The organism is Flavobacterium fluviale (assembly GCF_003312915.1).
Taxonomy (GTDB): Bacteria; Bacteroidota; Bacteroidia; order Flavobacteriales; family Flavobacteriaceae; genus Flavobacterium; species Flavobacterium fluviale.
The window spans coordinates 1-23,821 of the sequence record NZ_CP030261.1 but is presented as its reverse complement, the minus strand read 5'-3'; the positions used below and the strand labels follow the sequence as shown (position 1 = coordinate 23,821).

The following is a 23,821-nucleotide window of genomic DNA, read 5'->3' as shown; positions in this document are numbered from 1 at the left end:
AACAAAAAAAACGGTCTTGTTTTAAGAAACAAGATTGGTACAATAAGCAAAATAAGGGCGTATGGGGGATGCCTAGGCTCTCAGAGGCGATGAAAGGCGTGATAAGCTGCGAAAAGCTGCGGGGACGGGCACACACCGATTGATCCGCAGATACCTGAATGGGGCAACCCGTTATGCTGAAGGCATAACACACCGATAGGTGGGCAAACCCGCTGAACTGAAACATCTAAGTAGGCGGAGGAGAAGAAAACAAAAGTGATTCCGTAAGTAGTGGCGAGCGAACGCGGATTAGCCCAAACCAGTGCTGTTACGGCAGTGCTGGGGTTGTAGGACCACGATATTTTATGTACAAGGAACCGGAAGTTGCTGGAAAGTAACGCCATAGAGGGTGAGAGCCCCGTATGGGTAACAAGTATAATAGATAGTGGTATCCTGAGTAGGGCGGGGCACGTGAAACCCTGTCTGAATTTGGCGGGACCATCCGCTAAGGCTAAATACTCCTGAGAGACCGATAGTGAACCAGTACCGTGAGGGAAAGGTGAAAAGAACCGTGAATAACGGAGTGAAATAGATCCTGAAACCATACGCTTACAAGCGGTCGGAGCCCTTTCGTGGGGTGACGGCGTGCCTTTTGCATAATGAGCCTACGAGTTAACGTTGCTGGCAAGGATAAGTGTTTAAGACATGGATCCGCAGCGAAAGCGAGTCTGAATAGGGCGCTTTAGTCAGTAGTGTTAGACGCGAAACCGTGTGATCTACCCATGGGCAGGTTGAAGCTGTGGTAACACACAGTGGAGGACCGAACCGGTTGACGTTGAAAAGTCTTCGGATGACCTGTGGGTAGGGGTGAAAGGCCAATCAAACTCGGAAATAGCTCGTACTCCCCGAAATGCATTTAGGTGCAGCGTTAGTTATAAAGTTATACAGAGGTAGAGCTACTGATTGGATGCGGGGGCTTCACCGCCTACCAATTCCTGACAAACTCCGAATGCTGTATAATGTTCACTAACAGTGAGGGCTTGGGTGCTAAGGTCCAAGTCCGAGAGGGAAAGAACCCAGACCATCAGCTAAGGTCCCCAAATATATGCTAAGTTGAAAGAACGAGGTTTGTCTGCCCAGACAGCTAGGATGTTGGCTTGGAAGCAGCCATTCATTTAAAGAGTGCGTAACAGCTCACTAGTCGAGCGGACGAGCATGGATAATAATCGGGCATAAGCATATTACCGAAGCTATGGATTTACAGTTTACTGTAAGTGGTAGGGGAGCATTCTGACAGGGCAGAAGGTGTATCGTAAGGTATGCTGGACCGGTCAGAAAAGAAAATGTAGGCATAAGTAACGATAATGCGGGCGAGAAACCCGCACACCGAAAAACTAAGGTTTCCACAGCTATGCTAATCAGCTGTGGGTTAGTCTGGTCCTAAGGCGAACCCGAAAGGGACAGTCGATGGCTAACGGGTTAATATTCCCGTACTTCTTATTGCTGTGATGGGGTGACGGAGTGATGAAAGCGCCGCGAACTGACGGAATAGTTCGTTAAAGTACCTAGCTATAGGCTCTATAGGCAAATCCGTAGAGCTTGGTGAAATACGATAGTACTCGGAGTCTTCGGACAAAGAGATAGTGCGCCTAAGGGCTTCCAAGAAAAACCTCTAAACTTCAGGCAGTAAGAACCAGTACCGTAAACCGACACAGGTAGTTGAGGAGAGAATCCTAAGGTGCTCGAGAGATTCATGGCTAAGGAATTAGGCAAAATAGACCTGTAACTTCGGGAGAAAGGTCGCCCCGAGCAATCGGGGCCGCAGTGAAGAGGTCCAGGCGACTGTTTATCAAAAACACAGGGCTCTGCAAAATCGTAAGATGAAGTATAGGGCCTGACACCTGCCCGGTGCTGGAAGGTTAAGAGGAGATGTTATCTTCGGAGAAGCATTGAATTGAAGCCCCAGTAAACGGCGGCCGTAACTATAACGGTCCTAAGGTAGCGAAATTCCTTGTCGGGTAAGTTCCGACCTGCACGAATGGTGTAACGATCTGGACACTGTCTCAGCCATGAGCTCGGTGAAATTGTAGTAACGGTGAAGATGCCGTTTACCCGCAGTGGGACGAAAAGACCCTGTGCACCTTTACTATAGCTTAGTATTGACCTTGGATAAATGATGTGTAGGATAGGTTGGAGACTATGAAGCGGCGTCGCCAGGCGTTGTGGAGTCATTGTTGAAATACAACCCTTTGTTTATCTGAGGCCTAACCCCGTTTTGCGGGGGACATTGCTTGGTGGGTAGTTTGACTGGGGTGGTCGCCTCCAAAAGAGTAACGGAGGCTTCTAAAGGTTCCCTCAGTACGCTTGGTAACCGTGCGTAGAGTGCAATGGCATAAGGGAGCTTGACTGAGAGACATACAGGTCGATCAGGTACGAAAGTAGAGCATAGTGATCCGGTGGTTCCGCATGGAAGGGCCATCGCTCAAAGGATAAAAGGTACGCCGGGGATAACAGGCTGATCTCCCCCAAGAGCTCATATCGACGGGGGGGTTTGGCACCTCGATGTCGGCTCGTCACATCCTGGGGCTGGAGAAGGTCCCAAGGGTTGGGCTGTTCGCCCATTAAAGTGGCACGCGAGCTGGGTTCAGAACGTCGTGAGACAGTTCGGTCTCTATCTACTGCGGGCGTTAGAAATTTGAGTGGATCTGATTCTAGTACGAGAGGACCGAATTGGACAAACCTCTAGTGTATCTGTTGTCCCGCCAGGGGCACCGCAGAGTAGCTACGTTTGGAAGGGATAAGCGCTGAAAGCATATAAGCGCGAAACCCACCACAAGATGAGATTTCTTTTAAGGATCGTGGAAGATGACCACGTTGATAGGCTATAGATGTAAAGGCAGTAATGTCATAGTCGAGTAGTACTAATAATCCGTAAGCTTATGTACACCCTTTTCCTCCCGCCGAAAGACGGGAGGAGGAAACTTTCTAAAATATATTTACTTTTCTTTATCTCAGTATGTTAAAATATTTGCTCGACGCAGAGCAGTAATTAGTGAAAGTAACTGGTAAAGAGTCTAAGGACTAATTACTATGCACTAAGCACTAATTACTAAAAACCTTAAGGTGGTTATTGCGGCGGGGCTCACCTCTTCCCATCCCGAACAGAGTAGTTAAGCCCGCCTGCGCAGATGGTACTGCAGTATTGTGGGAGAGTATGTCGTCGCCTTTCTTTAAAGAATCCTCATCATTTATTTGATGAGGATTTTTTCGTTTTGTATTTGTTTGATTTTGTAAAAGTTACATTAAAGATTAAACTGTTAAATTATAGTCAATTGTTTGTTCTTCTACATTGATACTTTAGAAGTTTTAAATTTGAATGAGTATTTTTGTGCTCAAATTATTATTTAAACATGAGAAAAAGTATTTTACTGTTGGCACTTTTTATAATTACAAATCTAAGTGCACAACAACGTCCTAAGTTAGTTGTAGGTATAGTAGTTGATCAAATGAAAATGGAATATTTATACCGTTTTTCAGATGATTTTTCCCCGAATGGCTTTAAAAAGTTAATGAATAATGGATATGTTTTTCAGAATATGCATTATAATTATATGCCAACCTATACTGCACCGGGACATGCTTCTATTTACACTGGTACAACTCCTGCTACACACGGAATTGTAGGTAACGAATGGTTCAGTAGAACTCTTGGAAAAGAAATGTACTGTACAGATGACGCAGGTGTGAAAACTGTAGGAGAAGGAACTGCTGAAGAAGGTGCAATGTCGCCTAAAAATCTTCAAAGTACTACAATAACAGATGAAGTTCGAATGGCAACTAATTTTGCTGGAAAAGTTATTGGAATGAGTCTAAAAGATCGTGGCGCAATTTTACCAGCTGGTCATTTTGCGAATTGGGCATTTTGGTACAGCAAAACGGGTTCATTTATTTCTAGCAGTTTTTATGGAGAAAAATTACCAGAATGGGTGTCTGAATTCAACAATGAAAAAAACTACTTAAAATATATTGATAAAGGCTGGGACTTATATAAACCAGCTTCAGTATACAATGAAAGCCTCCCAGATAATAATCCATATGAAGGAAAGTTGTACGGAAGTGCTGCTCCAGTTTTTCCATACGACTTAAAATCTATGTATGAGAAAAATGATGCTGGAATTATTCGTGCTACTCCTTATGGAAACGATCTTTTGTCAGATTTTGCTAAAAGAGCAATTGAAAAAGAAGAATTAGGAAAAGATAATATTACCGACTTCCTAACGGTGAGTTTTTCGTCAACTGACTACGTAGGTCATTTACTTGGACCAAGATCTATGGAACTTCAGGATACTTACTTGAGACTAGATCAAACTATTGCTGATTTCTTAGCGTACTTGGATAAAACTGTTGGTAAAGGTAATTATTTGTTGTTCCTAACTGCGGATCACGCAGGAGCAGAGAATGTAATTTACTTAAAAGATCGTAAATATAATGTTGATAATTATCCATCAAAAGAGGTTAAGAAAAGCATGCAGGATTTCTCAGTAAAAACTTTTGGGGTAGATTTAGTTTTAAATTATTCAAATTTTAATGTTTTCTTGAATAAGAAGATAATTAAAGATAAAGGTCTAGAATTATCGAAAGTTAAAAAAGCTTTTAAAGATTTCTTGATTTCTCAACCACAAGTTAAAGAGGTTTATACAGAAGAAGAAATTCTAGCAAATGGCGGAAACGATTACTCACTTAATTTTGTAGCTAAAGGATATGATGTAACTCAAAATGGCGATTTGGTAATTGTGGATAAACCTGGAGATATCGAATATAGTACTACAGGTACATCTCATGGAACAATTTATAGTTATGATACTCATGTACCAGCTATTTTTTATGGATGGCATATCAAAAAAGGAGAGTCTTATGATAAAAAAGCGATTACTGAAATAGCTCCAACAATTGCTCAAAAAATTAAAGTTACTTTTCCTAACGGGACTGAAGCAAAAGTGTTACAAGAAGTTTTAGATGAAAAGAAATAACCAAAACTTTATAAGAAATAGAAAACCTGTCTTTTATGGAGACAGGTTTTTTTATGGCAGAAAAAAAGGCTTTTCAATTAAGAAAAGCCTTTATAATAGTGACTTAGTAAGCACTTATTTAAGTATTAGCACTATGCGTTTGCTAATACTATTTCTTCGTTAAAAGGAAGATTCCAAGCTTCAGCAACTCCTTTGTATAGGATTTTTCCATTTGCTACATTTAATCCTTTTTTCAATTCTTCATTTTCGTTACAAGCCTTCTCCCATCCTTTGTTTGCCAATTGTACAGCATATGGTAAAGTGGCATTAGTTAAAGCTAAAGTAGATGTGTATGGTACAGCACCTGGCATATTAGCTACACAATAGTGAACAATATCGTCTATAATAAAAGTTGGGTTTTCGTGTGTTGTAGGAGTACAAGTTTCAATACATCCACCTTGATCAACTGCTACGTCAACAACAACTGCTCCTGGACGCATTAATTTTAGCATATCACGAGTAATTAAGTGAGGTGCTTTTGCTCCTGGAATTAAAACAGCTCCAACAACTAAGTCAGCATCTTTAATTGCTCTTGTGATATTATAGTGGTTAGACATTTCTGTATTTACGTTTGCAGGCATAATGTCATCTAATTGACGCAAACGTGGCAAACTTAGATCCATGATAGTAACTTGAGCTCCTAAACCAGCAGCCATTTTTGCCGCTTGAGTTCCAACAATTCCTCCACCTAAAACTAAAACTTTTGCTGGCGGTACACCTGGTACTCCTCCTAAAAGAATTCCTCTTCCTTTTAGTGGTTTCTCAAGATATTTTGCTCCTTGTTGAATTGCCATACGACCTGCAACTTCTGACATTGGAACTAAAAGAGGTAAGCTGCGATCTGTTTTTTCTACAGTTTCGTAAGCTAAACAAACAGCTCCTTTCTCAAGCATAGCATGAGTTAGTTCTTCTGATGAAGCAAAGTGAAAGTAGGTAAAAAGCAATTGATCTTTTTTAATTAAAGGATATTCAGAAGCGATTGGTTCCTTAACTTTAATGATCATTTCTGCAATTGCATAAACTTCTTCAATAGTTGGTAAAACTACAGCACCCGCTTGAGCATATTCATCATCGCTAAAACCACTTCCTAAACCAGCAGTTGCTTGAACATAAACTGTATGTCCATGTTTTTTCATTTCTGAAACACCTGCAGGAGTTAAAGCAACTCTGTTTTCGTTGTTTTTTATTTCTTTTGGAACACCTATTATCATTTTGTTATATTTTTTTGTTTTTACTGAAATTGTTTTACAAATTTATAGCGAGAGAAGAAATTATGGTTTAATGATTGTTAAATAAGAAAATATTATTTTATTTTTTACTTTTACAGAAAAATATTCTGTTTGATGTTGATTTTTATTCTTTAAAAAGAAAAAATGACTAAAAACTATTAATCTAATAAAACGTTTTCGCTATGGCTTTAGATGAAATTGACAAAAAAATCTTACGACTTCTTCAAGAAGATGCACATTACACTTTAAAAGACATTGCGAACAAAATAAACTTGTCGCTAACTCCTGTCCATGATCGAGTGAAACGTCTTGAAAAAGATGGTATTATAGAAAAATATGTTACTATTTTGGACAAGAAAAAGTTGGGAAATAATTTAACAGTTTACTGCCAGGTTACACTTACGAAACAAACTTATGATACTTCTGAAGGGTTTAATCAATCGATTTTAAATTTACCCGAAGTTGTAGAGTGTAATTATGTTTCTGGAAATTTCGACTATATGCTTAAAATCATTATTCCAGATATGGAAAGTTATCATCATTTCCATCAAAAGAAATTATCTGTTTTGCCTGAAGTTTCTTTGATTAATACTGTTTTTGTAATTTCTGAAGTAAAAAGCACAACAGTTTTGCCAATTTGATTAATGAAAAAACCACCAAGAAATCTTGATGGCTTTAACAAATAGTTAGTTGGTTGAATTAATAATACGTATAACGTCTTACTTTGGCAATATATTTTGCTAAACGAATTACTTGATGGCTGTATCCATATTCGTTATCATACCAAATGTATAACACAATATTTTTTCCATCCTTTGATACAATGGTTGCATTGCTGTCATAAATGGAAGGGGCAGAAGTTCCAACAATGTCAGATGAGACTAATTCATTATTTAAAGAATATTTAATTTGTTCTACCAATTCTCCCTCAAGAGCATATTTCTTCATAATTTTATTAATACCAGCTATTGATGTCGCTTTTTTAACTTCAAGATTCAAAACAACTAAAGATCCGTTTGGAACGGGAACCCTAATAGCGTTTGAAGTTAATTTTCCTTCCAAGGACGGCAAAGCTTTTGCAACAGCAATACCAGCACCAGTTTCAGTAATAACCATATTTAACGCAGCAGCTCTTCCGCGACGGTATTTTTTGTGCATATTATCAACCAGATTCTGATCATTTGTATAAGCATGAATCGTTTCTAAATGGCCTTTATTAACCCCCAAAGTCTCTTCAATAACTTTCAAAACTGGAGTAATGGCGTTAGTCGTACATGATGCAGCAGAAAAAATATCAACTTCATCAGGATTGTATTCATTTTGATTTACTCCGTAAACAATGTTTGGAACTCCTTTTCCTGGTGCCGTTAGTAAAACTTTTTCAACTCCATTTGATTTTAAATGTCTTTTTAAAGCTTCTTCAGTAGTAAAGGCTCCAGTATTGTCAATTAGTAAAGCATCATTAATTTCATATTGAGTATAATCAATTTCTTCAGGAGAATTTGCCGTTATGATATGAACTGTAGTTCCGTTGATAATTAGAGAATTACTTTTTGGATCGGCAATTACAGATCCGTGAAAATCACCATGGATAGAATCATAACGGAGTAAAGAAGCACGTTTCTCTAAACTTGTGGCATCATTTTTATCACGAGTTACAATTGCTCGCAGACGCAGTTGGTTTCCTTTCCCGGTTTTAGACATTAATTCTCTTGCCAATAAGCGTCCGATTCTTCCGAAGCCATATAAAACAACATCTTTTGGCTGAATTTCTTTTGACGATTTGGCTTTCTTCAATTTATCCATCACAAAATATCTTGCATCTGGATATTTTTCATCCTCTAAACGATATTCGTAAGTTAGTTTTCCTAGATCTATTTTTGCCGGTGGCAGATCTAAAGATAAAACCACTCTTGCAATTTCTACAGAATCAAATATAGTGATTGGTTTTCCAACAAATTCACCGGCATATTGATGAAGGTTGATGATATCGCTGACATTTTTGTCTAGCAATTGGTTTTTAAATAAAACCATTTCTATCGATTTGTCATACCATAAATCACTTATGATTTTAATTAATTCGACACCAGCTCTTCTTCGGTCGACTTGTAATGATACCTCTTTTTGGTACAAAGATTTGTTGTTCATAATAGATTAAATTGAAATAATAAAACGCTCACTTATTTTATAATTTGGCGCAAAAGTATCTATTTCAATCGATTTCGTAAACTATTTTATCATTTATTTTAAAAATAAAAAAGCCATCTTAAATTTCTTAAGATGGCCTTTTTAAAGTTTTCAGTCGCATTCCTAGCATTCAGTTGTAAAACTGTAAACTGGGACTGAATACTGCGGCTTAAATTATAATTCTGAATATTTCTCCGTTTCTGTTTATCATTTCAATTCTAACACTTTGGCCTTCATCTTTTTTACTTAAAAGTTTTGAAACGGTTTCAACATTTGTTGCTTTAACATTATCAATGCTTAAAATGATATTGCCTTGTAATTCGTTCTGATACTGCATTAAATTCTCATTTGTGATGTTTTTGATCTTAACACCATAATCAATTCTGAATTTTTTCTTGTCTGCAGCATCTATATTTTCTAATTCGATTCCTTTAAATTCAGCACTGTAAAATTCGTTTTTACTTAAAGTTACTGGAACAGTTTTCGTTTTTCCGTCCTTAACATACGTCACTTTTACAACATCATTTGGACGTTTGGTATTAATGTAACCTGATAAATCTGCGTATGTAGAAATATTTTGCTCATCGAGTTTTATAATAATATCACCTTTACCCAAACCTGCTTTTTCTGCGCCAGAGTTTTTAGTTACTCTATTAATGTAGAATCCTTGAGTTTCTGTAATGCCTAACTCTTTAGAAGCTGTACTGTTTAGTTCACCGCCTTCAACTCCTAAAATTCCTCTTTGCACATTTCCATATTCCATAATATCCTCGATGATTTTTCGAGCAATATTAGAAGGAACAGCAAAAGAGTATCCAACATAAGAACCAGTCATTGAGGAAATCATGGTATTAATTCCAATTAATTCGCCTCTCGCATTAACTAACGCTCCACCACTATTTCCTGGATTAACTGCCGCGTCTGTCTGGATAAATGATTGAATGCCACTTTGATCTAAATTTCTGGCTTTCGCCGAAACAATTCCAGCAGTTACAGTAGAAGTTAAGTTATACGGATTTCCAACTGCCAATACCCATTCACCAACTTTTACGCTGTCTGAATTTGCAAAAGCGGTATAAGGAAGTTTTTGATCAGCATTGATTTTCAAAAGTGCTATATCCATTTTTGAATCGGTACCGATTAACTTGGCTTTGTATGATTTTTTATTGTTTAAAGTAATTTCAATTTCCGTAGCATCTTTAATAACGTGATTGTTAGTAACGATGTATCCATCTTCGGAAATAATTACACCAGAACCAGTACCAACTTGTTCTTGCTGCTGCTGTCCTCCATAGCCATAGAAAAATTCAAGCATCGGGTTACTTACAGTTCTTCTCGAAACATTTTTTACGTGAACAACGGTATGGATAGTTTTGTCTGCTGCTTCGGTAAAATCTACTGTTTCAGCTGCTAAACCAACATTTTTGCTAAATGAATTGGGGGCAAGAGTAACAACAGAATTTCCTTTTCCAAAAAAAGAATTGTTGCTTTCAAATAATAACTTGTAAGCACCAAGAGTAATAGCACCACTTAATAATGATACTAAAAATAAGGCTGAAAATCTTTTCATATTAGAATTTGTAATTAAGTTATTAGAATTTTATGTTCATGTTATTTAACGTAAAATTACTTCAAAAAATTATTTGTAAAAACGGTTTAACGCTCTTTAACAATGATTAACATTTCATTAATTAATAGTTCGTACTTTTGTATTTCTAATGACTAAAAAATGCAAATAGAATTTTACAAATATCAAGGAACCGGGAACGATTTTGTAATGATTGATAATCGTTCAAATTTCTTTCCAAAAGAAGATGTTAAACTTATTGAACGCTTGTGTGATAGACGTTTCGGAATTGGAGCAGACGGATTAATTCTGCTTGAAAATGATGCTGAAACTGATTTTAGAATGGTGTATTATAACTCTGATGGAAACCAAAGTTCAATGTGCGGCAATGGCGGACGTTGTTTGGTTGCTTTTGCCAATCAGTTGGGAGTAATTGATGACAAAACTACTTTTATTGCAACCGACGGATTACATCATGCTTCTGTAAATGATGATTCAATTGTTTCTTTACAAATGATTGATGTTGATGAAATTCAGAAAAAAGATTCTTATACGTTCTTAAACACTGGTTCGCCACATCATGTTCAAATTGTTGATGATTTAGAACATTATAATGTAAAAGAAAATGGAGCAGCAATTCGTTATGGAGAATTATACGGCGAAAAAGGCAGCAATATTAATTTTGTAAAGAAGGTTGATAATGATACTTTTTCTTTAAGAACATACGAAAGAGGTGTTGAAGATGAAACTCTTGCCTGCGGAACTGGTGCAACGGCCGTAGCAATTGCTATGAATGCAATGGGAGAAACAGATAAAACCTCAATAAACTTAAATGTTGAAGGAGGAAAACTTGTCGTTTCTTTTGATAAAAAAAATGACGGTTATACTAATGTTTTCTTAACCGGACCTGCAAAATTTGTTTTTAAAGGAATAATCGAGATTTAATGTTAAATTCCAATATTTTAAGTTCCAAATTCAATTGACATTCTAAAAACTGCAATCTAAAATCTAAAATTGTAAATGATAACATTAAAAGGAGATTCCATTTATCTGCGTGCACTTGAACCTCAAGATTTAGAGTTTATCTATTCGATAGAAAATGATGAGAATATCTGGGAAGTTAGTAATACGCAGACTCCTTACAGCCGTTTTTTGATTAAACAATATTTAGAAAATGCCCATCAAGATATTTATGAGGCAAAGCAACTTCGCTTGGCAATCTGTCAGGATGAAGATTTTCCCGCTGTTGGATTAATTGATTTATTTGATTTTGATCCTAGAAATAATAGGGCAGGAATTGGTATTGTCATTCAGAAAGAAGAAAATCAAGGTAAAAACATTGGTTCTGAGGCTTTAGAGCTTTTAATTAAGTATTCTTTTTATAATTTAAATCTTCATCAATTGTATGCAAATATTGGTGTGCAAAATGTAGCTAGTCTTGCACTTTTTACTAAATTTGGTTTTAAGAAAATCGGAATAAAGAAAGATTGGATCTTGTTTCATAACCACTATCATGATGAAGCAATTTTTCAGCTAATTAATAAACAAATTTAAATTTTAAGCTTTGACTCTAAAAAAAATTATCACGATAAGTGCCGTAGCCGTAATTTCAGTTTTAATGATTTATGGTTTTATTTTAATCAGTAAAATTTTTAGTTCTAATACTAAGTTTGAAGAAAAAGAATTGTACGTGTATGTGCCTACAGATGCAACTTATGCAGATGTAAAAAAGATATTATCGCCTTACATTAAAAACTTCGACAATTTTGAAATGGTTGCCGAGAAGAGAGATTATCCGCAAAATGTAAAATCTGGACGTTTTCTTTTAAAGAAAGATATGAACAACATTGATCTAGTTCGTGCAATGCGTTCTAATATTCCGGTGAAATTGGTTTTTAATAATCAAGAACGTTTAGAAAATTTTGCAGGAAGAATCGGAAAAGAAATCGAAGCTGATAGTTTATCATTAATGAAAGCGATAAAAGATTCTACTTTCATGGCAGCAAATGGTTTTAATGAAGATAATGTTTTTGCTATGTTTATTCCAAATACTTATGAAATCTATTGGAATACATCGGCAGAGAAGTTTCGTGATAAAATGATTAAGGAATACAATAATTTCTGGACAGCTGATAGAATCGCTAAAGCAAAAGCGCAAGGATTAACTCCTGTTCAAGCGACTATTTTGGCTTCAATCGTACATAAAGAATCAGTTAAAAAGGATGAGAGACCACGTATTGCTGGTGTTTATTTAAATCGCCTTCGTCTAGAAATGCCATTGCAGGCAGATCCAACTGTTATTTATTCTTTAAAATTAAGAGACAATAATTTTGATCAAGTCATTAAAAGAGTTTTTTATAACGATTTGGTAATGAGATCTCCATATAATACTTATGTAAATAAAGGACTTCCACCGGGGCCAATTGCGATGCCTGATATTACAGCGTTAGAAGCAGTTTTAAATCCAGAGAAAAACGATTATATTTATTTCTGTGCAAGTGTCGAGCGTTTCGGATATCATGAATTTGCGGCAACATTAGCAGAACACAATGTAAATGCAAAAAAATATTCTGACTGGATCGCTAGTCAGGGAGTAACAAGATAATTTTACATTTTTAAAAAGTATTCAAAACCGAAGTAAATTTACTTCGGTTTTTTTGTTTGTAATTTTTGCTTGAAAAAATGATTTTGACCTTAAAAATATCAAATTATTATTTTGACTATTTTTTTGTTCTTCCTAATAAAAAAATAAACATTTTTTAATGGTAAATTTTATAAAATTCAAAAAGAGGTTTTCAAAATTTGCATAAAAACGAGTAAATAATTGTAATCTATTTCTTTCTTTTAGCCGTTTTTTACTTAAAATTAATATAAAATTTGATTTTTTTCAAGCGTAAAATTCAAATTTAGGGGGCCAAAAATTACTCGATAAATCTTTTGGAATCCATTATTATAACTGGGACGAAAGCAATTTCAACTATTTTAATAAAAACGGTAAAACACTGATTTATAGTATATTTTTAAAATGTCTTATCTTTGCACCGTAGAAATTTCAAGAGGGTGACAGCGTTTTGAAGAAAAACAATTTATGATAAAGAAATGGTATTTTTATGCGAGTTTAGTCGTTATTATTACATTTTTAAGTTTGGGATTTATTCCCTCTAACCACGAGACCAAACCTTGGTTTTCAATTGAAAAAACAGATGGATCAGAATACATTTTTCCATCAAAAGAAAAGGATGATTATCCAAACACCAACGTCCCATACACAGGAAATCATCTAATAGGTTTTAAAGAAGCAGTTGCTTTTAAAGAATCTCAAGGGAAATACAGATTAGTAAATTCTCTTGGCTACATGGGTAAATATCAATTTGGTTCTAAAGCTTTAAGAGCAATCGGAATTAAAGATAATAAAGCCTTTTTAAAAGATCCTGCCCTACAAGAAAAAGCTTTCATGGCTTTATTGGCCAAAAACAAATGGATTTTACGCAATGAAATCGAAAAGTATGAAGGCAAAATCATCAGCGGTATTGAAATTACCGAATCTGGAATTTTAGCTGCAGCCCATTTAGGCGGTGCAGGTTCCGTAAAGAATTTTTTCAAAAATAAAGGAAGCAGACATTTTAGAGATGCTTTTGGAACTTCTTTGAAAAGTTATATGAGAGATTTTGCAGGTTACGATCTTTCTTTTATAGAAGCAGATAGTAACGCAACAGTAAACGACTAAATTGAAAGAGGTTGTTGCAAAATTGTGCAACAACCTCTTTTTCTATTTTTATCTTTTCAAATAAACCCAGTAATCTTACTATAAAAATCTTAAGGATTTTTTCATCCACATTGGTAATAACTGAAAGCCGAGACTGTAACTGAGACTAAAAAGCTTACTCAATCAAGGCTTCTAAAATTTTAATAGCTGCTTCACTGATTTTTGTTCCTGGACCAAAAACTGCTGATGCTCCGGCATCAAACAAAAATTGATAGTCTTGAGACGGAATAACGCCGCCCACAATTACCATAATATCATCGCGTCCATGTTTTTTTAATTCTTCGATAACCTGCGGGACCAATGTTTTATGACCGGCTGCAAGTGAAGAAACTCCTAAAATATGAACATCATTTTCGACAGCTTGTTTCGCTGCTTCAGCTGGAGTTTGAAATAACGGACCAATATCAACGTCAAAACCAACATCGGCATAACCTGTTGCGACTACTTTTGCACCTCGGTCGTGGCCGTCTTGTCCCATTTTGGCAATCATAATTCTAGGACGTCTACCTTCTTGTTTAGCAAAAACATCAGCTAGTTGTTTTGCCCGCTCAAAATTCTCGTCATTTTTTATTGCTGCACTATACACACCGCTAAAAGATTTGATTTGTGCTTTAAAACGACCAAAAACAGTTTCCAATGCATTACTAATTTCGCCCAATGTTGCTCTGTTTCTAGCGGCTTCAATTGCATTTTCTAATAAGTTTCCCTGTCCTGTTTGTGCACAAAGGATTAGTTTTTCTAGTGAATTACTTACTTTTTCTGTATTCCTTGTTCTTTTTATTTCTTCTAATCGTTCAATCTGCTGTTTTCGAACCAATTGGTTATCAACATCCAAAATATCTAAAGGATCTTCTTTTTCTAAACGATATTTGTTAACGCCGACAATAATATCTTGTCCACTGTCGATACGCGCTTGTTTTCTCGCGGCCGCTTCTTCGATTCTAAGTTTTGGAATTCCAGCTTCAATTGCCTTAGTCATGCCGCCTAACTCTTCGACTTCTTCAATTAATTTCCAAGTTTTTTCTGTGATGTCATTGGTTAAACTTTCGACATAATAACTTCCTGCCCACGGATCAACTGTTTTAGTAATCTTAGTTTCCTCCTGAAGAAAAATTTGAGTGTTACGAGCAATTCTTGCGGAGAAATCTGTTGGAAGCGCAATTGCCTCATCTAAGGCATTGGTATGAAGCGATTGTGTGCCTCCAAAAACGGCTGCAGCAGCTTCAATACAAGTTCTGGCAACATTATTAAACGGATCTTGTTCCGTTAAACTCCAGCCGCTAGTTTGACAGTGTGTTCTTAAAGCCAAAGATTTGTCACTTTTCGGGTTAAACTGCTGCAGCAATTTCGCCCAAATCATTCGGCCGGCTCTCATTTTGGCAATTTCCATAAAATGATTCATTCCAATTGCCCAAAAGAAAGAAAGGCGTGGAGCAAATTCATCAATTGTCATTCCGGTTGATAATCCTGTTCGAATGTATTCTAAACCATCTGCTAAAGTATAAGCCAATTCAATATCGGCAGTGGCTCCAGCTTCCTGCATGTGATAGCCAGAAATAGAGATAGAATTGAATTTTGGCATTTTTTTGCTAGTAAATTCAAAAATATCAGCAATTATTTTCATCGAAGGAGCAGGAGGGTAGATATAGGTGTTTCGTACCATAAACTCTTTCAAAATATCATTTTGAATTGTTCCTGCCAATTTTTCTGGAGCAACCCCTTGTTCTTCTGCAGCGACAATATAAAAAGCCATAATAGGTAAAACGGCTCCATTCATCGTCATTGAAACCGACATTTCATCAAGTGGAATTTGGTCGAAAAGCACTTTCATGTCTTCGACAGAATCTATTGCAACGCCTGCTTTTCCAACATCACCAACCACTCGTTCATGATCTGAATCGTAACCACGGTGTGTTGGCAGATCAAATGCTATGGAAAGTCCTTTTTGACCAGCAGCTAAATTCTTTCTATAAAAAGCGTTGCTTTCTTCCGCAGTAGAAAATCCAGCATATTGACGTATTGTCCACGGGCGTCTTACGTACATGGTAGCATACGGGCCACGTAAATTAGGAGCAAAACCAGCTCCGAAATCAAGAAATTCTAAATCTTCGATATCCTTTTCAGAATAAGTTTTTTTAATCTCAATTCCTTCCGCAGTAGTGAAGTTTTGTTCTAAGTCTTCTGGGTTATGCGTTGGTTCGCTTAGCTCTTCACTTTTAACTTCCAACTTTATATGTTTAAGGTCTTTTCTCATTTTGTATTGTATGACTAATGAAGTCTTTTGAGAGCTTTAATTACGTCTTTCATTATCAAATAATATGGTAAGAAGTAAAATAATATAGCTAAAAGCATTGTTGTGAGTGCTATCAAAATCTGTTTATAGTTTTTATATGTAATTCCGATTATGAAAAAAATTAGACAAGTGACTACCATCACTAATGATAATATCCAAAAAATAATGAAATAAAATCCCATTTATTCTTGCTCTAATCTTTCCTGCTCCATTTTTTCTGCCAGTCTTTTTTCGATTATGGGCGTAATTAACGTTTTTCTTGGTTTGATTTTGACAAAAGGAAACAGTTCTAAATCATGCTTCATTCTGTCTTCTTTGTTCGGATATTTATTTGTTCCTAAAAGAATTTCCTTTTTAGAATCAAATAATTCCTGCTCTTTATTGGCACTTTCCTGAATTTTCTTTTTGATTGTTCCATCATTTAAAAGCTTCAAGAAACCTCCATTGGCTTCAATGTCTTTAAACAAGGTTAAAGCTTTTTCGGCGAGCTGCATCGTTAAACTTTCGATATAATAACTTCCATCAGCTGGATTATTTACTTTGTCAAAATAGCTTTCGTGTTTTAAAATCAAAAGCTGGTTTCTGGCAATACGATCTCCAAATTCATTGTCTTTATGGTACAAGGCATCGTATGGTAAATTAGCAATTGCATCTGCACCGCCTAAAATTGCCGACATGCATTCTGTTGTTGTACGAAGCATGTTAACATTATAATCGTAAATCGTTTTATTGCGTTTTGTCGGCGTTACCAAAAAATGGCATTTTATTTTAGAATTGTATTCTTTGGCTATTAAATCGAAAAGCATTCGCAATGCACGAAGTTTTGCGATCTCGAAGAAATAATTGGTTCCAACAGAAATTTGAAAAACAATTGTTTTCGTTAATTCAGAAAAACGATTCAGGTATTCGTTAGCATGCGCTAGACTGTATGCAATCTGCTGGGTAATATTTGCACCCGAATTTTGATATAAACCTAGATCTACGCTTAGGAGATTTAAGTTGGTTGTACTTTTAAATAGTAAATCTAAAGTTTCAAAATTATTTTTCTCTGAAGTTGTAAACCAATTTCCGTCGCGTGCTAATTGTCCAATAGGATCAAAATTGCAATAAAAATATGCCTTTTTTTGGATTGAAATTGTATCTAATTTTTTAACGAAATCGATTGAGATAAAATTGAAATTAAAGTAAACGATTTTGTTTTCTAAAGGAAGAATCTCTAGTAATTTTTGAATATCAATTTTGTCATTTTCTACAGTAAAACGAAGACTTTCGGCACCTCTTTGTAAGGTGTTTAAAGCTCGTTCAATAGATTTATCGACATCATAAACAAAGATATTCTGGCAGATTTTAAAATCTGATGCCTCAGTATTTACTTTAGCGGCTTTGGTGAATTCGTCGCTGTGATAAAAAGGTTTTACCTGAATATCTTCTGGAGAATTCCAAATAACAGTTTGATTATAATCGGCTCCATCTAATTCAAACTGAATTTTTTGTTTCCATTGTTTGGATGAAATCGGATTAAAATCGTCGAATAGGTTAGTGGCCATTTTATTTTTTTTGATTATTCTTTTTCTGGAATAGTGTCTCCTTCAAATTGTATGATGTAGATATCTTCGCTGTCTTTTTTCATGAAATACTTTTCTCTTGCGTATTTCTCAATTTGTTCTGGATTTTTTAATTGTTTGATCTGTTCCTGATCTTTTTTGATTTCTTCCTGATAATATTTCTTATTATCGTGAAGCTCATTTATTTGTTCATCTAAAAAGCGATGGTCAAAATAAGAGTAATTGTCTAAAAATAACATCCAAACAACAAAAAACAGCAACACCCAAACGTATTTGTTTCCTAGGTATTTGAACCATTTTTTGTCTTTGTATGGATTTTTTAATTTCATTTTTAAACGAATATTGTTTTGAATACGATAGGTCTTTTTTAGCCCCGATAGCAGTGAAAATCCTTTTGTGTCTCGTTTCTTTAACGAGACACAAAAGATTGCAACGAATAGCGGGAATCAGCTCCTAATTATTATGGTTTAAATTTACGATAAAAATTATGAAATTCGCTGATTAATTACTGCGCGAACTACATCAATTGCTACAGTATTGTATTTGTCATTTGGAATAATGATGTCTGCAAAAGCCTTACTTGGCTCGATAAATTGCTCATGCATAGGTTTTAACGTAGTTTGGTAACGGTTTAAAACTTCATCAATATCGCGTCCGCGTTCAGAAATATCTCTTTTTAATCGACGAATTAATCTTTCATCAGAATCTGCGTGAACGAAGATTTTAATATCGAACATCTCACGTAATTCTGGATTTGTTAATATTAGAATTCCTTCTACGATCATTACTTTTCGAGGATGAGTTGAAACCGTGTCATCTGTTCTATTGTGCTGTACAAAAGAATAAACAGGCTGATCGATTGTTTCTCCAGCTTTTAAAGCTTTTAAATGTTTTTCTAACAATTCAAAATCGATAGCACGCGGATGATCAAAATTAATTAATGCTCTCTCATCAAAAGACAAATTGGTTGTTTCTTTATAGTACGAATCCTGAGAAATTACCCCAACTTCTGTATGTGGCAATTCATTCATAATTTGGTGTACTACTGTGGTTTTTCCACTTCCTGTTCCTCCTGCAATTCCAATAATGAGCATAAAATTTTTGTTTGATATTTGTTTGGCAAAAATAATAATTTAACTGAATTGCTAAACATATTATGTGTTTTAAACCATAAAAGTAATGGATGTAAATTTAAGCAGTCAGATTTTTAAATATTTTTTTACTTCATTGAACTTATATCATTTATATGGTTAAAAATCTTGTTTTAATGGTAAAAAAAAATCCCGAAAGTAAACCTTCGGGATTTCGTGCAATCAGTATAGTTTAAAAAAATATTCTGAATTTAGTAAGCACTTGTAATTATTTATTCTTTTTTGCTTTAATCATCATTTCAAGCTGATCCCAAAGTTCTTCTGGAATTGCTTCTAATAAATTGAATTGTCCTGCGCCTTTCAGCCATTCGCCTCCGTCAATTGTTATTACATCTCCATTGATATAGGCTGAAAAATCAGAAACTAAATAAGCTGCTAAATTGGCTAATTCCTGATGATCGCCAACTCTTTTCAATGGCACTTTTTTAGCCATATCAAATTTTTCAGCTAGATCACCTGGCAATAATCTGTCCCAGGCTCCTTTTGTTGGGAAAGGCCCTGGTGCAATTGCATTAGAACGGATTCCGTATTTTGCCCATTCTACAGCAAGACTTCTTGTCATTGCCAAAACTCCTGCTTTTGCCGTAGCGCTAGGAACAACATAAGCAGATCCTGTCCAAGCATAAGTAGTTACTATATTTAAAATCGTTGCCGAAGTTTGTTTCGTGTCGATCCAGTGTTTTCCAAACGCAAGTGTACAGTTTTTAGAGCCTTTCAGTACAATATCTATAACTGTATCAAATGCATTGGCTGACAATCTTTCTGTTGGCGAAATAAAATTTCCTGCGGCATTATTTAAAAGAACATCCACTTTTCCAAAAGACTTTAAAACTTCTTGAAGCATGTTTTCTACTTCTTCATAATGACGAACATCGCATTGCAAAGGAAGACATTTGCCGCCAGTTTGGCTTTCCAGTTCGGCAGCTGTAGTTTTTAACTTTTCTAGATCTCTAGAAGTTATCGCTACTTGAGCTCCTAATTCGAGAAAATATTTGGTCATAGCTTTACCTAAACCACTTCCGCCGCCTGTAACGACAATGACTTTACCTTGTAAAGCATCATCACGTAACATTTTGTCTGTATAGCTCATACTTTTTCTTTTTTTGCAATATTAGTTAAATAAAATAGGATGCATGCATAATAATGTTATAAAATTTTGAAAAATTTTATATTCCGCATAATTTTTTCGCAGCAGATTCAAGTGTAAAGTCGTCTTTGGCGAAACAAAACCGAATTAATTTTTGATCTTTATGATCAGAGTAGAAAGTCGAAATCGGAATTGCTGCAACACCGTAATTAATGATTAGGTTTTTGCAGAAAGTCACATCATCTTCGTTTGAAATATATGCATATGAAGCGACTTGAAAATAAGTTCCCTCGCAGGGCTTTAATTCAAATCGGCTGTTTTGAAGCAGTTTCTGAAAGTAATCTCTTTTTTCCTGATAGAATTTCCCAAGAAGATTGACATCGACAACGTCTAAATATTCGTTGATGGCAAATTGAGAAATACTATTAACGCTGAAAACTAAAAACTGATGGACTTTCTTAATTTCTTTCATTAAATGTTCTGGTGCAATGGTGTAACCAATTTTCCAGCCTGTAATATGAAATGATTTCCCAAATGAGGAAACCATAATACATCGATCTGAAAGGAAATTTTTTGTATGTGCCGAAATATGTTTTTCTTCAAAAGTAATATATTCGTAAACTTCGTCGGATAAAACTAAAAGGTCTGGATATTTGGAAAGGATTTTTTCTAACTCAAGAAAATCAGCTTCAGTTAATATTTTTCCAGTCGGATTATGCGGATTATTGATGATAATCATTCGGCTTTTTGCTGAACACGCCTTTTCGATTGTTTCCCAATTTGGTGTATAATCGTCGTTTAAAGCCACACGAACGGGTTTAGCTTTGCAGAGTAAAACAGGAGATTCGTATGAATCGTAACTCGGATCAAGAATTATGACTTCGTCATTTTCTTTTACTAAAGCTAAAATTGAAGTAAAAATTCCCTGTGTAGCGCCAGCTGTAACTAAAAGTTCTAAATCAGGATTAATTGTTCTGTTATAAGAATCTTGAATTAGTTTGGCAATTTTATTCATCAACGGAGGATAACCTGCCATTGGAGTATATTGGTGAACGTTTTCATTCGCTAATCTTGCAACTATATCTGTTAATCTTTCATCTACAGGAAAATTTGGAAATCCCTGCGAAAGATTTATCGCATTGTATTCGGCTGCCATTTTTGACATTACCGTGAAAATGCTTGTGGTCACGTTTGGGAGTTTACTCATACTTTAAGTTTGATTAGAGAAACTTGAGTGGATACCTTTAAAGTTTACATTTTATGAATAATAAAAATCGTTGGTCTATTATGTAAATCAACTTTCAGTTTCTTCCAGTCAGCAATTTTCATTGTTTTAATGAACTCTGTTGGCAGTGTAATATCTGTGGCGATACATAAATGTGTTGACGGACTTACAATCTGCAGAATATCTTCAACCAATTTATTGTTTCTATAAGGAGTTTCAATAAAAATCTGTGATTGGTTTTTATCAAAAGATAATTTTTCAAAATGTCTCAAAGCCGATTTTTTCTCGTCTTTGTCAATTGGTAAATATCCATTGAAGGTAAAACTCTGGCCATTCATTCCAGAAGCCATCATGGCTAATAAAATAGAAGAAGGACCAACTAAAGGTACAACCTGAATTCCTTTTTCGTGTGCCAATTTTACTATTACAGCGCCCGGATCAGCGACACCTGGGCATCCTGCTTCACTCATTAAACCCATGTTTTTCCCTTCAAGTAAAGGTTTGATAAAGTCTAAATGTTCGCTTGGTTCAGTACGTTTATTAAGAGTAAAAAGCACCAATTCGGATTGCTTTTTTTCAGGATAAACGGCTTTGATTGATTTTCTAGCGGTTTTATCGTTTTCAACAATATAGTGGTCTATAAGTTCGATACTTCTTTTAACTGTTTGAGGTAAAACATCCATCGGATCGCTTTCGCCCATTGTAGTTGGAATTAGATATAGTTTTCCTAGAAGTTTCATGTGTATATGTTTAAAATTAAAAAATTCAATTATCTCATTTTTGAAACAATTGAATTAAATTAAGCGTGTTTTTTGATTAGTTTTTCGGCGATCAAGTCTGTTACTTCGTCCAGCATTTGATAAACATTTTCAAATCCGTTTGTAGCACCGAAGTATGGATCTGGAACGTCTACATTTTCGTCAGGAAATAATTCATTTAGAATCAAATGAACTTTGTTTTTGTGTTCAGGATTTTCAGCAAGATGATTTACATCATTAAAATTTGAATTGTCCATTACAAAGATGTAATCAAATTCATCAAAATCACTGGTTTTAAACTGTCGGCCTTTTTGTCCGCTGATATTGATACCGTTTTTTCTCGCAACTTCGATCGATCGTTTGTCAGGACAGTGGCCTACATGCCAAGAACCTGTTCCGGCTGAATCAACAAAGAATTTATCTTTAGGTAATTTAGAAGCTAAAATTCCTTCTGCCAAGGGAGATCTACAGATGTTCCCTAAACAAACCATTAGGATTTTTACAGGCATGATGCGTCTTAAAGCGTTAGTTTTTTATTGATGTCTTCAACAAACTTTTTAAATTGTTTGTCTGTAGAAACTAAGTTGTCAACTGTTTTACAAGCGTGAAGAACAGTTGCGTGATCACGATCTCCAATTTGTGAACCGATATTGGCTAAAGAAGCTTTGGTGAATTTTTTAGCAAAAAACATTGCTAATTGTCTTGCTTGCACAACATGCCTCTTTCGAGTTTTCGACTGAAGTGTTTCAATATCTAACTGGAAATAATCTGAAACGATTTTTTGGATATAATCGATTGAGATTTCTCTTTTTACGTTTTTAACAAATTTCTCTACAACGCTTTTCGCTAATTCGATTGTAACTTCTTTTTTGTTGAAAGAAGATTGAGCGATTAACGAAATAATGGCGCCTTCTAATTCTCTAACATTTGTTTTAATGTTTCGAGCCACATATTCTAAAATATCTTCTGGCATTTCAACACCATCACGATATAAGATGTTTTTTAAGATCGAGATACGAGTTTCGTAATCAGGCTGATGCAATTCTGCAGACAATCCCCATTTGAAACGAGACAATAATCTTTGTTCAATATCCTGCATATCAACAGGAGCTTTATCTGAAGTTAAGATTACTTGTTTTCCATTTTGATGCAAATAGTTGAAAATATGGAAGAATACATCTTGTGTTCCTGATTTTCCAGATAGGAACTGAACATCATCAATAATTAAAACATCGATTAGTTGATAAAAGTGAATGAAATCATTACGATTATTCTTTTTTACCGAATCAATATACTGCTGCGTAAAAATCTCAGCTGAAATATATAAAACTGTTTTTTCAGGGTATTTATCTTTTACTTCTACACCTATAGCATGTGCTAAGTGTGTTTTTCCTAAACCAACTCCTCCAAAGATCAATAACGGATTAAATGAAGTTCCTCCAGGTTTGTTGGCAACAGCCATACCAGCAGAACGAGCCAAACGGTTCGAATCTCCTTCTAAGAAATTATCAAAACTGTAGTTCGGATTTAATTGAGACTCAATTTTTAAATTTCTAATTCCAGGAATTACAAACGGATTCTTTAGTTCGGGATTTAAGTTTTTAAACGGAGCGTCAACCTCTTGAGGTTTCATAGGAACTCTGTTGGAACTTGGCAGCTGTTCGGTAAACGGCTGTTTGTTGCCATAAGTGTTCTCCATTTTAATTTTATAGAGTAACTTTGCGTTTTTTCCCAGTTCTTTGGTAAGCGCAACTTTCAATAATTTTACATAGTGCTCTTCGAGCCACTCGTAGAAAAATTTACTTGGAACTTGAATGTATAATGCGTTATCGGTTAGCTCAACTGATTTGATTGGTTCAAACCAAGTTTTGTATGCTTGATCTTGAATATTATCCTTTATGAAGGACAAACAGTTTTCCCATACCGATTGAGCAGTTTTAGTCAT

18 protein-coding genes and 2 rRNA genes are annotated in these 23,821 nt (G+C 35.3%); 8 read left to right on the top strand and 12 right to left on the bottom strand.

Features of this window, described 5'->3' with window-relative positions:
* Positions 1 to 40: 40 nt before the first annotated feature.
* The 3 genes from HYN86_RS00100 to pafA all read left to right on the top strand — a co-directional run bounded on the left by HYN86_RS00100 (position 41) and on the right by pafA (position 5,009).
* Positions 41 to 2,924, top strand: a 23S ribosomal RNA gene (locus HYN86_RS00100).
* A 174-nt stretch (positions 2,925 to 3,098) separates the two neighbouring features.
* Positions 3,099 to 3,208, top strand: a 5S ribosomal RNA gene (gene rrf / locus HYN86_RS00095).
* 181 nt (positions 3,209 to 3,389) lie between these two features.
* A complete protein-coding gene (gene pafA / locus HYN86_RS00090) occupies positions 3,390 to 5,009 on the top strand; it encodes an alkaline phosphatase PafA (RefSeq protein WP_113676246.1) in 1,620 nt (539 codons plus the stop codon).
* 131 nt (positions 5,010 to 5,140) lie between these two features.
* On the opposite strand, the gene ald is transcribed toward pafA, so the two are convergent.
* Positions 5,141 to 6,259, bottom strand: a complete 1,119-nt coding sequence (ald, locus tag HYN86_RS00085) for an alanine dehydrogenase (RefSeq protein WP_057116967.1) — start codon at positions 6,257 to 6,259, stop codon at positions 5,141 to 5,143.
* A 200-nt stretch (positions 6,260 to 6,459) separates the two neighbouring features.
* Between ald and HYN86_RS00080 the strand changes: the two genes are divergently transcribed.
* On the top strand, positions 6,460 to 6,918 hold the full coding sequence (locus tag HYN86_RS00080) for an Lrp/AsnC family transcriptional regulator (protein ID WP_053474073.1): 459 nt from the start codon (positions 6,460 to 6,462) through the stop codon (positions 6,916 to 6,918).
* Between the two features lie 58 nt (positions 6,919 to 6,976).
* Here HYN86_RS00080 and HYN86_RS00075 read toward each other — a convergent pair whose 3' ends face one another.
* Entirely contained in the window at positions 6,977 to 8,425 is a 1,449-nt protein-coding gene (locus HYN86_RS00075; protein WP_113676245.1) for a glyceraldehyde-3-phosphate dehydrogenase, read from the bottom strand.
* Between the two features lie 208 nt (positions 8,426 to 8,633).
* Positions 8,634 to 10,034: a trypsin-like peptidase domain-containing protein gene (locus HYN86_RS00070; RefSeq protein WP_113676244.1), complete on the bottom strand. Its 1,401-nt coding sequence runs from the start codon at positions 10,032 to 10,034 to the stop codon at positions 8,634 to 8,636.
* 159 nt (positions 10,035 to 10,193) lie between these two features.
* Between HYN86_RS00070 and dapF the strand changes: the two genes are divergently transcribed.
* The 4 genes from dapF to HYN86_RS00050 all read left to right on the top strand — a co-directional run bounded on the left by dapF (position 10,194) and on the right by HYN86_RS00050 (position 13,758).
* Positions 10,194 to 10,976 (top strand): diaminopimelate epimerase, encoded by a 783-nt coding sequence (gene dapF / locus HYN86_RS00065; protein ID WP_113676243.1) that lies wholly within the window; start codon positions 10,194 to 10,196, stop codon positions 10,974 to 10,976.
* Positions 10,977 to 11,051: 75 nt separating this feature from the next.
* Positions 11,052 to 11,585, top strand: coding sequence for a GNAT family N-acetyltransferase (locus HYN86_RS00060; protein WP_113676242.1), 534 nt, complete (start codon positions 11,052 to 11,054; stop codon positions 11,583 to 11,585).
* 10 nt (positions 11,586 to 11,595) lie between these two features.
* A complete protein-coding gene (gene mltG, locus HYN86_RS00055) occupies positions 11,596 to 12,636 on the top strand; it encodes an endolytic transglycosylase MltG (protein WP_113676241.1) in 1,041 nt (346 codons plus the stop codon).
* A 483-nt stretch (positions 12,637 to 13,119) separates the two neighbouring features.
* Positions 13,120 to 13,758 carry a peptidoglycan-binding protein LysM gene (locus HYN86_RS00050; protein WP_113676240.1) on the top strand — a complete coding sequence of 213 codons (639 nt, stop codon included), beginning with the start codon at positions 13,120 to 13,122 and terminating at the stop codon, positions 13,756 to 13,758.
* Between the two features lie 154 nt (positions 13,759 to 13,912).
* Here HYN86_RS00050 and scpA read toward each other — a convergent pair whose 3' ends face one another.
* The 9 genes from scpA to dnaA all read right to left on the bottom strand — a co-directional run bounded on the left by scpA (position 13,913) and on the right by dnaA (position 23,821).
* Positions 13,913 to 16,051, bottom strand: a complete 2,139-nt coding sequence (gene scpA / locus HYN86_RS00045; RefSeq protein WP_113676239.1) for a methylmalonyl-CoA mutase — start codon at positions 16,049 to 16,051, stop codon at positions 13,913 to 13,915.
* Positions 16,052 to 16,272: 221 nt separating this feature from the next.
* Positions 16,273 to 17,637 (bottom strand): methylmalonyl-CoA mutase subunit beta, encoded by a 1,365-nt coding sequence (locus HYN86_RS00040; RefSeq protein WP_113676238.1) that lies wholly within the window; start codon positions 17,635 to 17,637, stop codon positions 16,273 to 16,275.
* Positions 17,638 to 17,651: 14 nt separating this feature from the next.
* Positions 17,652 to 17,984 (bottom strand): FtsB family cell division protein, encoded by a 333-nt coding sequence (locus HYN86_RS00035; RefSeq protein WP_113676237.1) that lies wholly within the window; start codon positions 17,982 to 17,984, stop codon positions 17,652 to 17,654.
* A 156-nt stretch (positions 17,985 to 18,140) separates the two neighbouring features.
* Positions 18,141 to 18,749: a uridine kinase gene (gene udk, locus HYN86_RS00030; RefSeq protein ID WP_057116957.1), complete on the bottom strand. Its 609-nt coding sequence runs from the start codon at positions 18,747 to 18,749 to the stop codon at positions 18,141 to 18,143.
* A 265-nt stretch (positions 18,750 to 19,014) separates the two neighbouring features.
* Entirely contained in the window at positions 19,015 to 19,896 is an 882-nt protein-coding gene (locus HYN86_RS00025; protein WP_162789229.1) for an SDR family oxidoreductase, read from the bottom strand.
* A gap of 76 nt (positions 19,897 to 19,972) precedes the next feature.
* On the bottom strand, positions 19,973 to 21,100 hold the full coding sequence (locus HYN86_RS00020) for a methionine aminotransferase (RefSeq protein ID WP_113676236.1): 1,128 nt from the start codon (positions 21,098 to 21,100) through the stop codon (positions 19,973 to 19,975).
* Positions 21,101 to 21,144: 44 nt separating this feature from the next.
* A complete protein-coding gene (locus tag HYN86_RS00015) occupies positions 21,145 to 21,858 on the bottom strand; it encodes an SAM-dependent methyltransferase (RefSeq protein ID WP_113676235.1) in 714 nt (237 codons plus the stop codon).
* Positions 21,859 to 21,917: 59 nt separating this feature from the next.
* Positions 21,918 to 22,385: a low molecular weight protein-tyrosine-phosphatase gene (locus tag HYN86_RS00010; protein WP_113676234.1), complete on the bottom strand. Its 468-nt coding sequence runs from the start codon at positions 22,383 to 22,385 to the stop codon at positions 21,918 to 21,920.
* A gap of 8 nt (positions 22,386 to 22,393) precedes the next feature.
* Positions 22,394 to 23,821 (bottom strand): chromosomal replication initiator protein DnaA, encoded by a 1,428-nt coding sequence (gene dnaA / locus HYN86_RS00005; RefSeq protein ID WP_057116951.1) that lies wholly within the window; start codon positions 23,819 to 23,821, stop codon positions 22,394 to 22,396.

Bases quoted from the DNA above. Each gene is read 5' to 3' on its own strand.
- HYN86_RS00040 (WP_113676238.1), bottom strand. From the start codon at position 17,637: ATGGCCACTAACCTATTCGACGATTTTAATCCGATTTCATCCAAACAA.
- dapF (WP_113676243.1), top strand. From the start codon at position 10,194: ATGCAAATAGAATTTTACAAATATCAAGGAACCGGGAACGATTTTGTA.
- dnaA (WP_057116951.1), bottom strand. From the start codon at position 23,821: ATGACTAAAACTGCTCAATCGGTATGGGAAAACTGTTTGTCCTTCATA.
- HYN86_RS00080 (WP_053474073.1), top strand. From the start codon at position 6,460: ATGGCTTTAGATGAAATTGACAAAAAAATCTTACGACTTCTTCAAGAA.
- HYN86_RS00010 (WP_113676234.1), bottom strand. From the start codon at position 22,385: ATGCCTGTAAAAATCCTAATGGTTTGTTTAGGGAACATCTGTAGATCT.
- HYN86_RS00015 (WP_113676235.1), bottom strand. From the start codon at position 21,858: ATGAAACTTCTAGGAAAACTATATCTAATTCCAACTACAATGGGCGAA.
- HYN86_RS00020 (WP_113676236.1), bottom strand. From the start codon at position 21,100: ATGAGTAAACTCCCAAACGTGACCACAAGCATTTTCACGGTAATGTCA.
- HYN86_RS00050 (WP_113676240.1), top strand. From the start codon at position 13,120: ATGATAAAGAAATGGTATTTTTATGCGAGTTTAGTCGTTATTATTACA.
- HYN86_RS00035 (WP_113676237.1), bottom strand. From the start codon at position 17,984: ATGAAATTAAAAAATCCATACAAAGACAAAAAATGGTTCAAATACCTA.
- HYN86_RS00025 (WP_162789229.1), bottom strand. From the start codon at position 19,896: ATGAGCTATACAGACAAAATGTTACGTGATGATGCTTTACAAGGTAAA.
- HYN86_RS00070 (WP_113676244.1), bottom strand. From the start codon at position 10,034: ATGAAAAGATTTTCAGCCTTATTTTTAGTATCATTATTAAGTGGTGCT.
- scpA (WP_113676239.1), bottom strand. From the start codon at position 16,051: ATGAGAAAAGACCTTAAACATATAAAGTTGGAAGTTAAAAGTGAAGAG.
- HYN86_RS00075 (WP_113676245.1), bottom strand. From the start codon at position 8,425: ATGAACAACAAATCTTTGTACCAAAAAGAGGTATCATTACAAGTCGAC.
- HYN86_RS00060 (WP_113676242.1), top strand. From the start codon at position 11,052: ATGATAACATTAAAAGGAGATTCCATTTATCTGCGTGCACTTGAACCT.
- ald (WP_057116967.1), bottom strand. From the start codon at position 6,259: ATGATAATAGGTGTTCCAAAAGAAATAAAAAACAACGAAAACAGAGTT.
- pafA (WP_113676246.1), top strand. From the start codon at position 3,390: ATGAGAAAAAGTATTTTACTGTTGGCACTTTTTATAATTACAAATCTA.
- udk (WP_057116957.1), bottom strand. From the start codon at position 18,749: ATGCTCATTATTGGAATTGCAGGAGGAACAGGAAGTGGAAAAACCACA.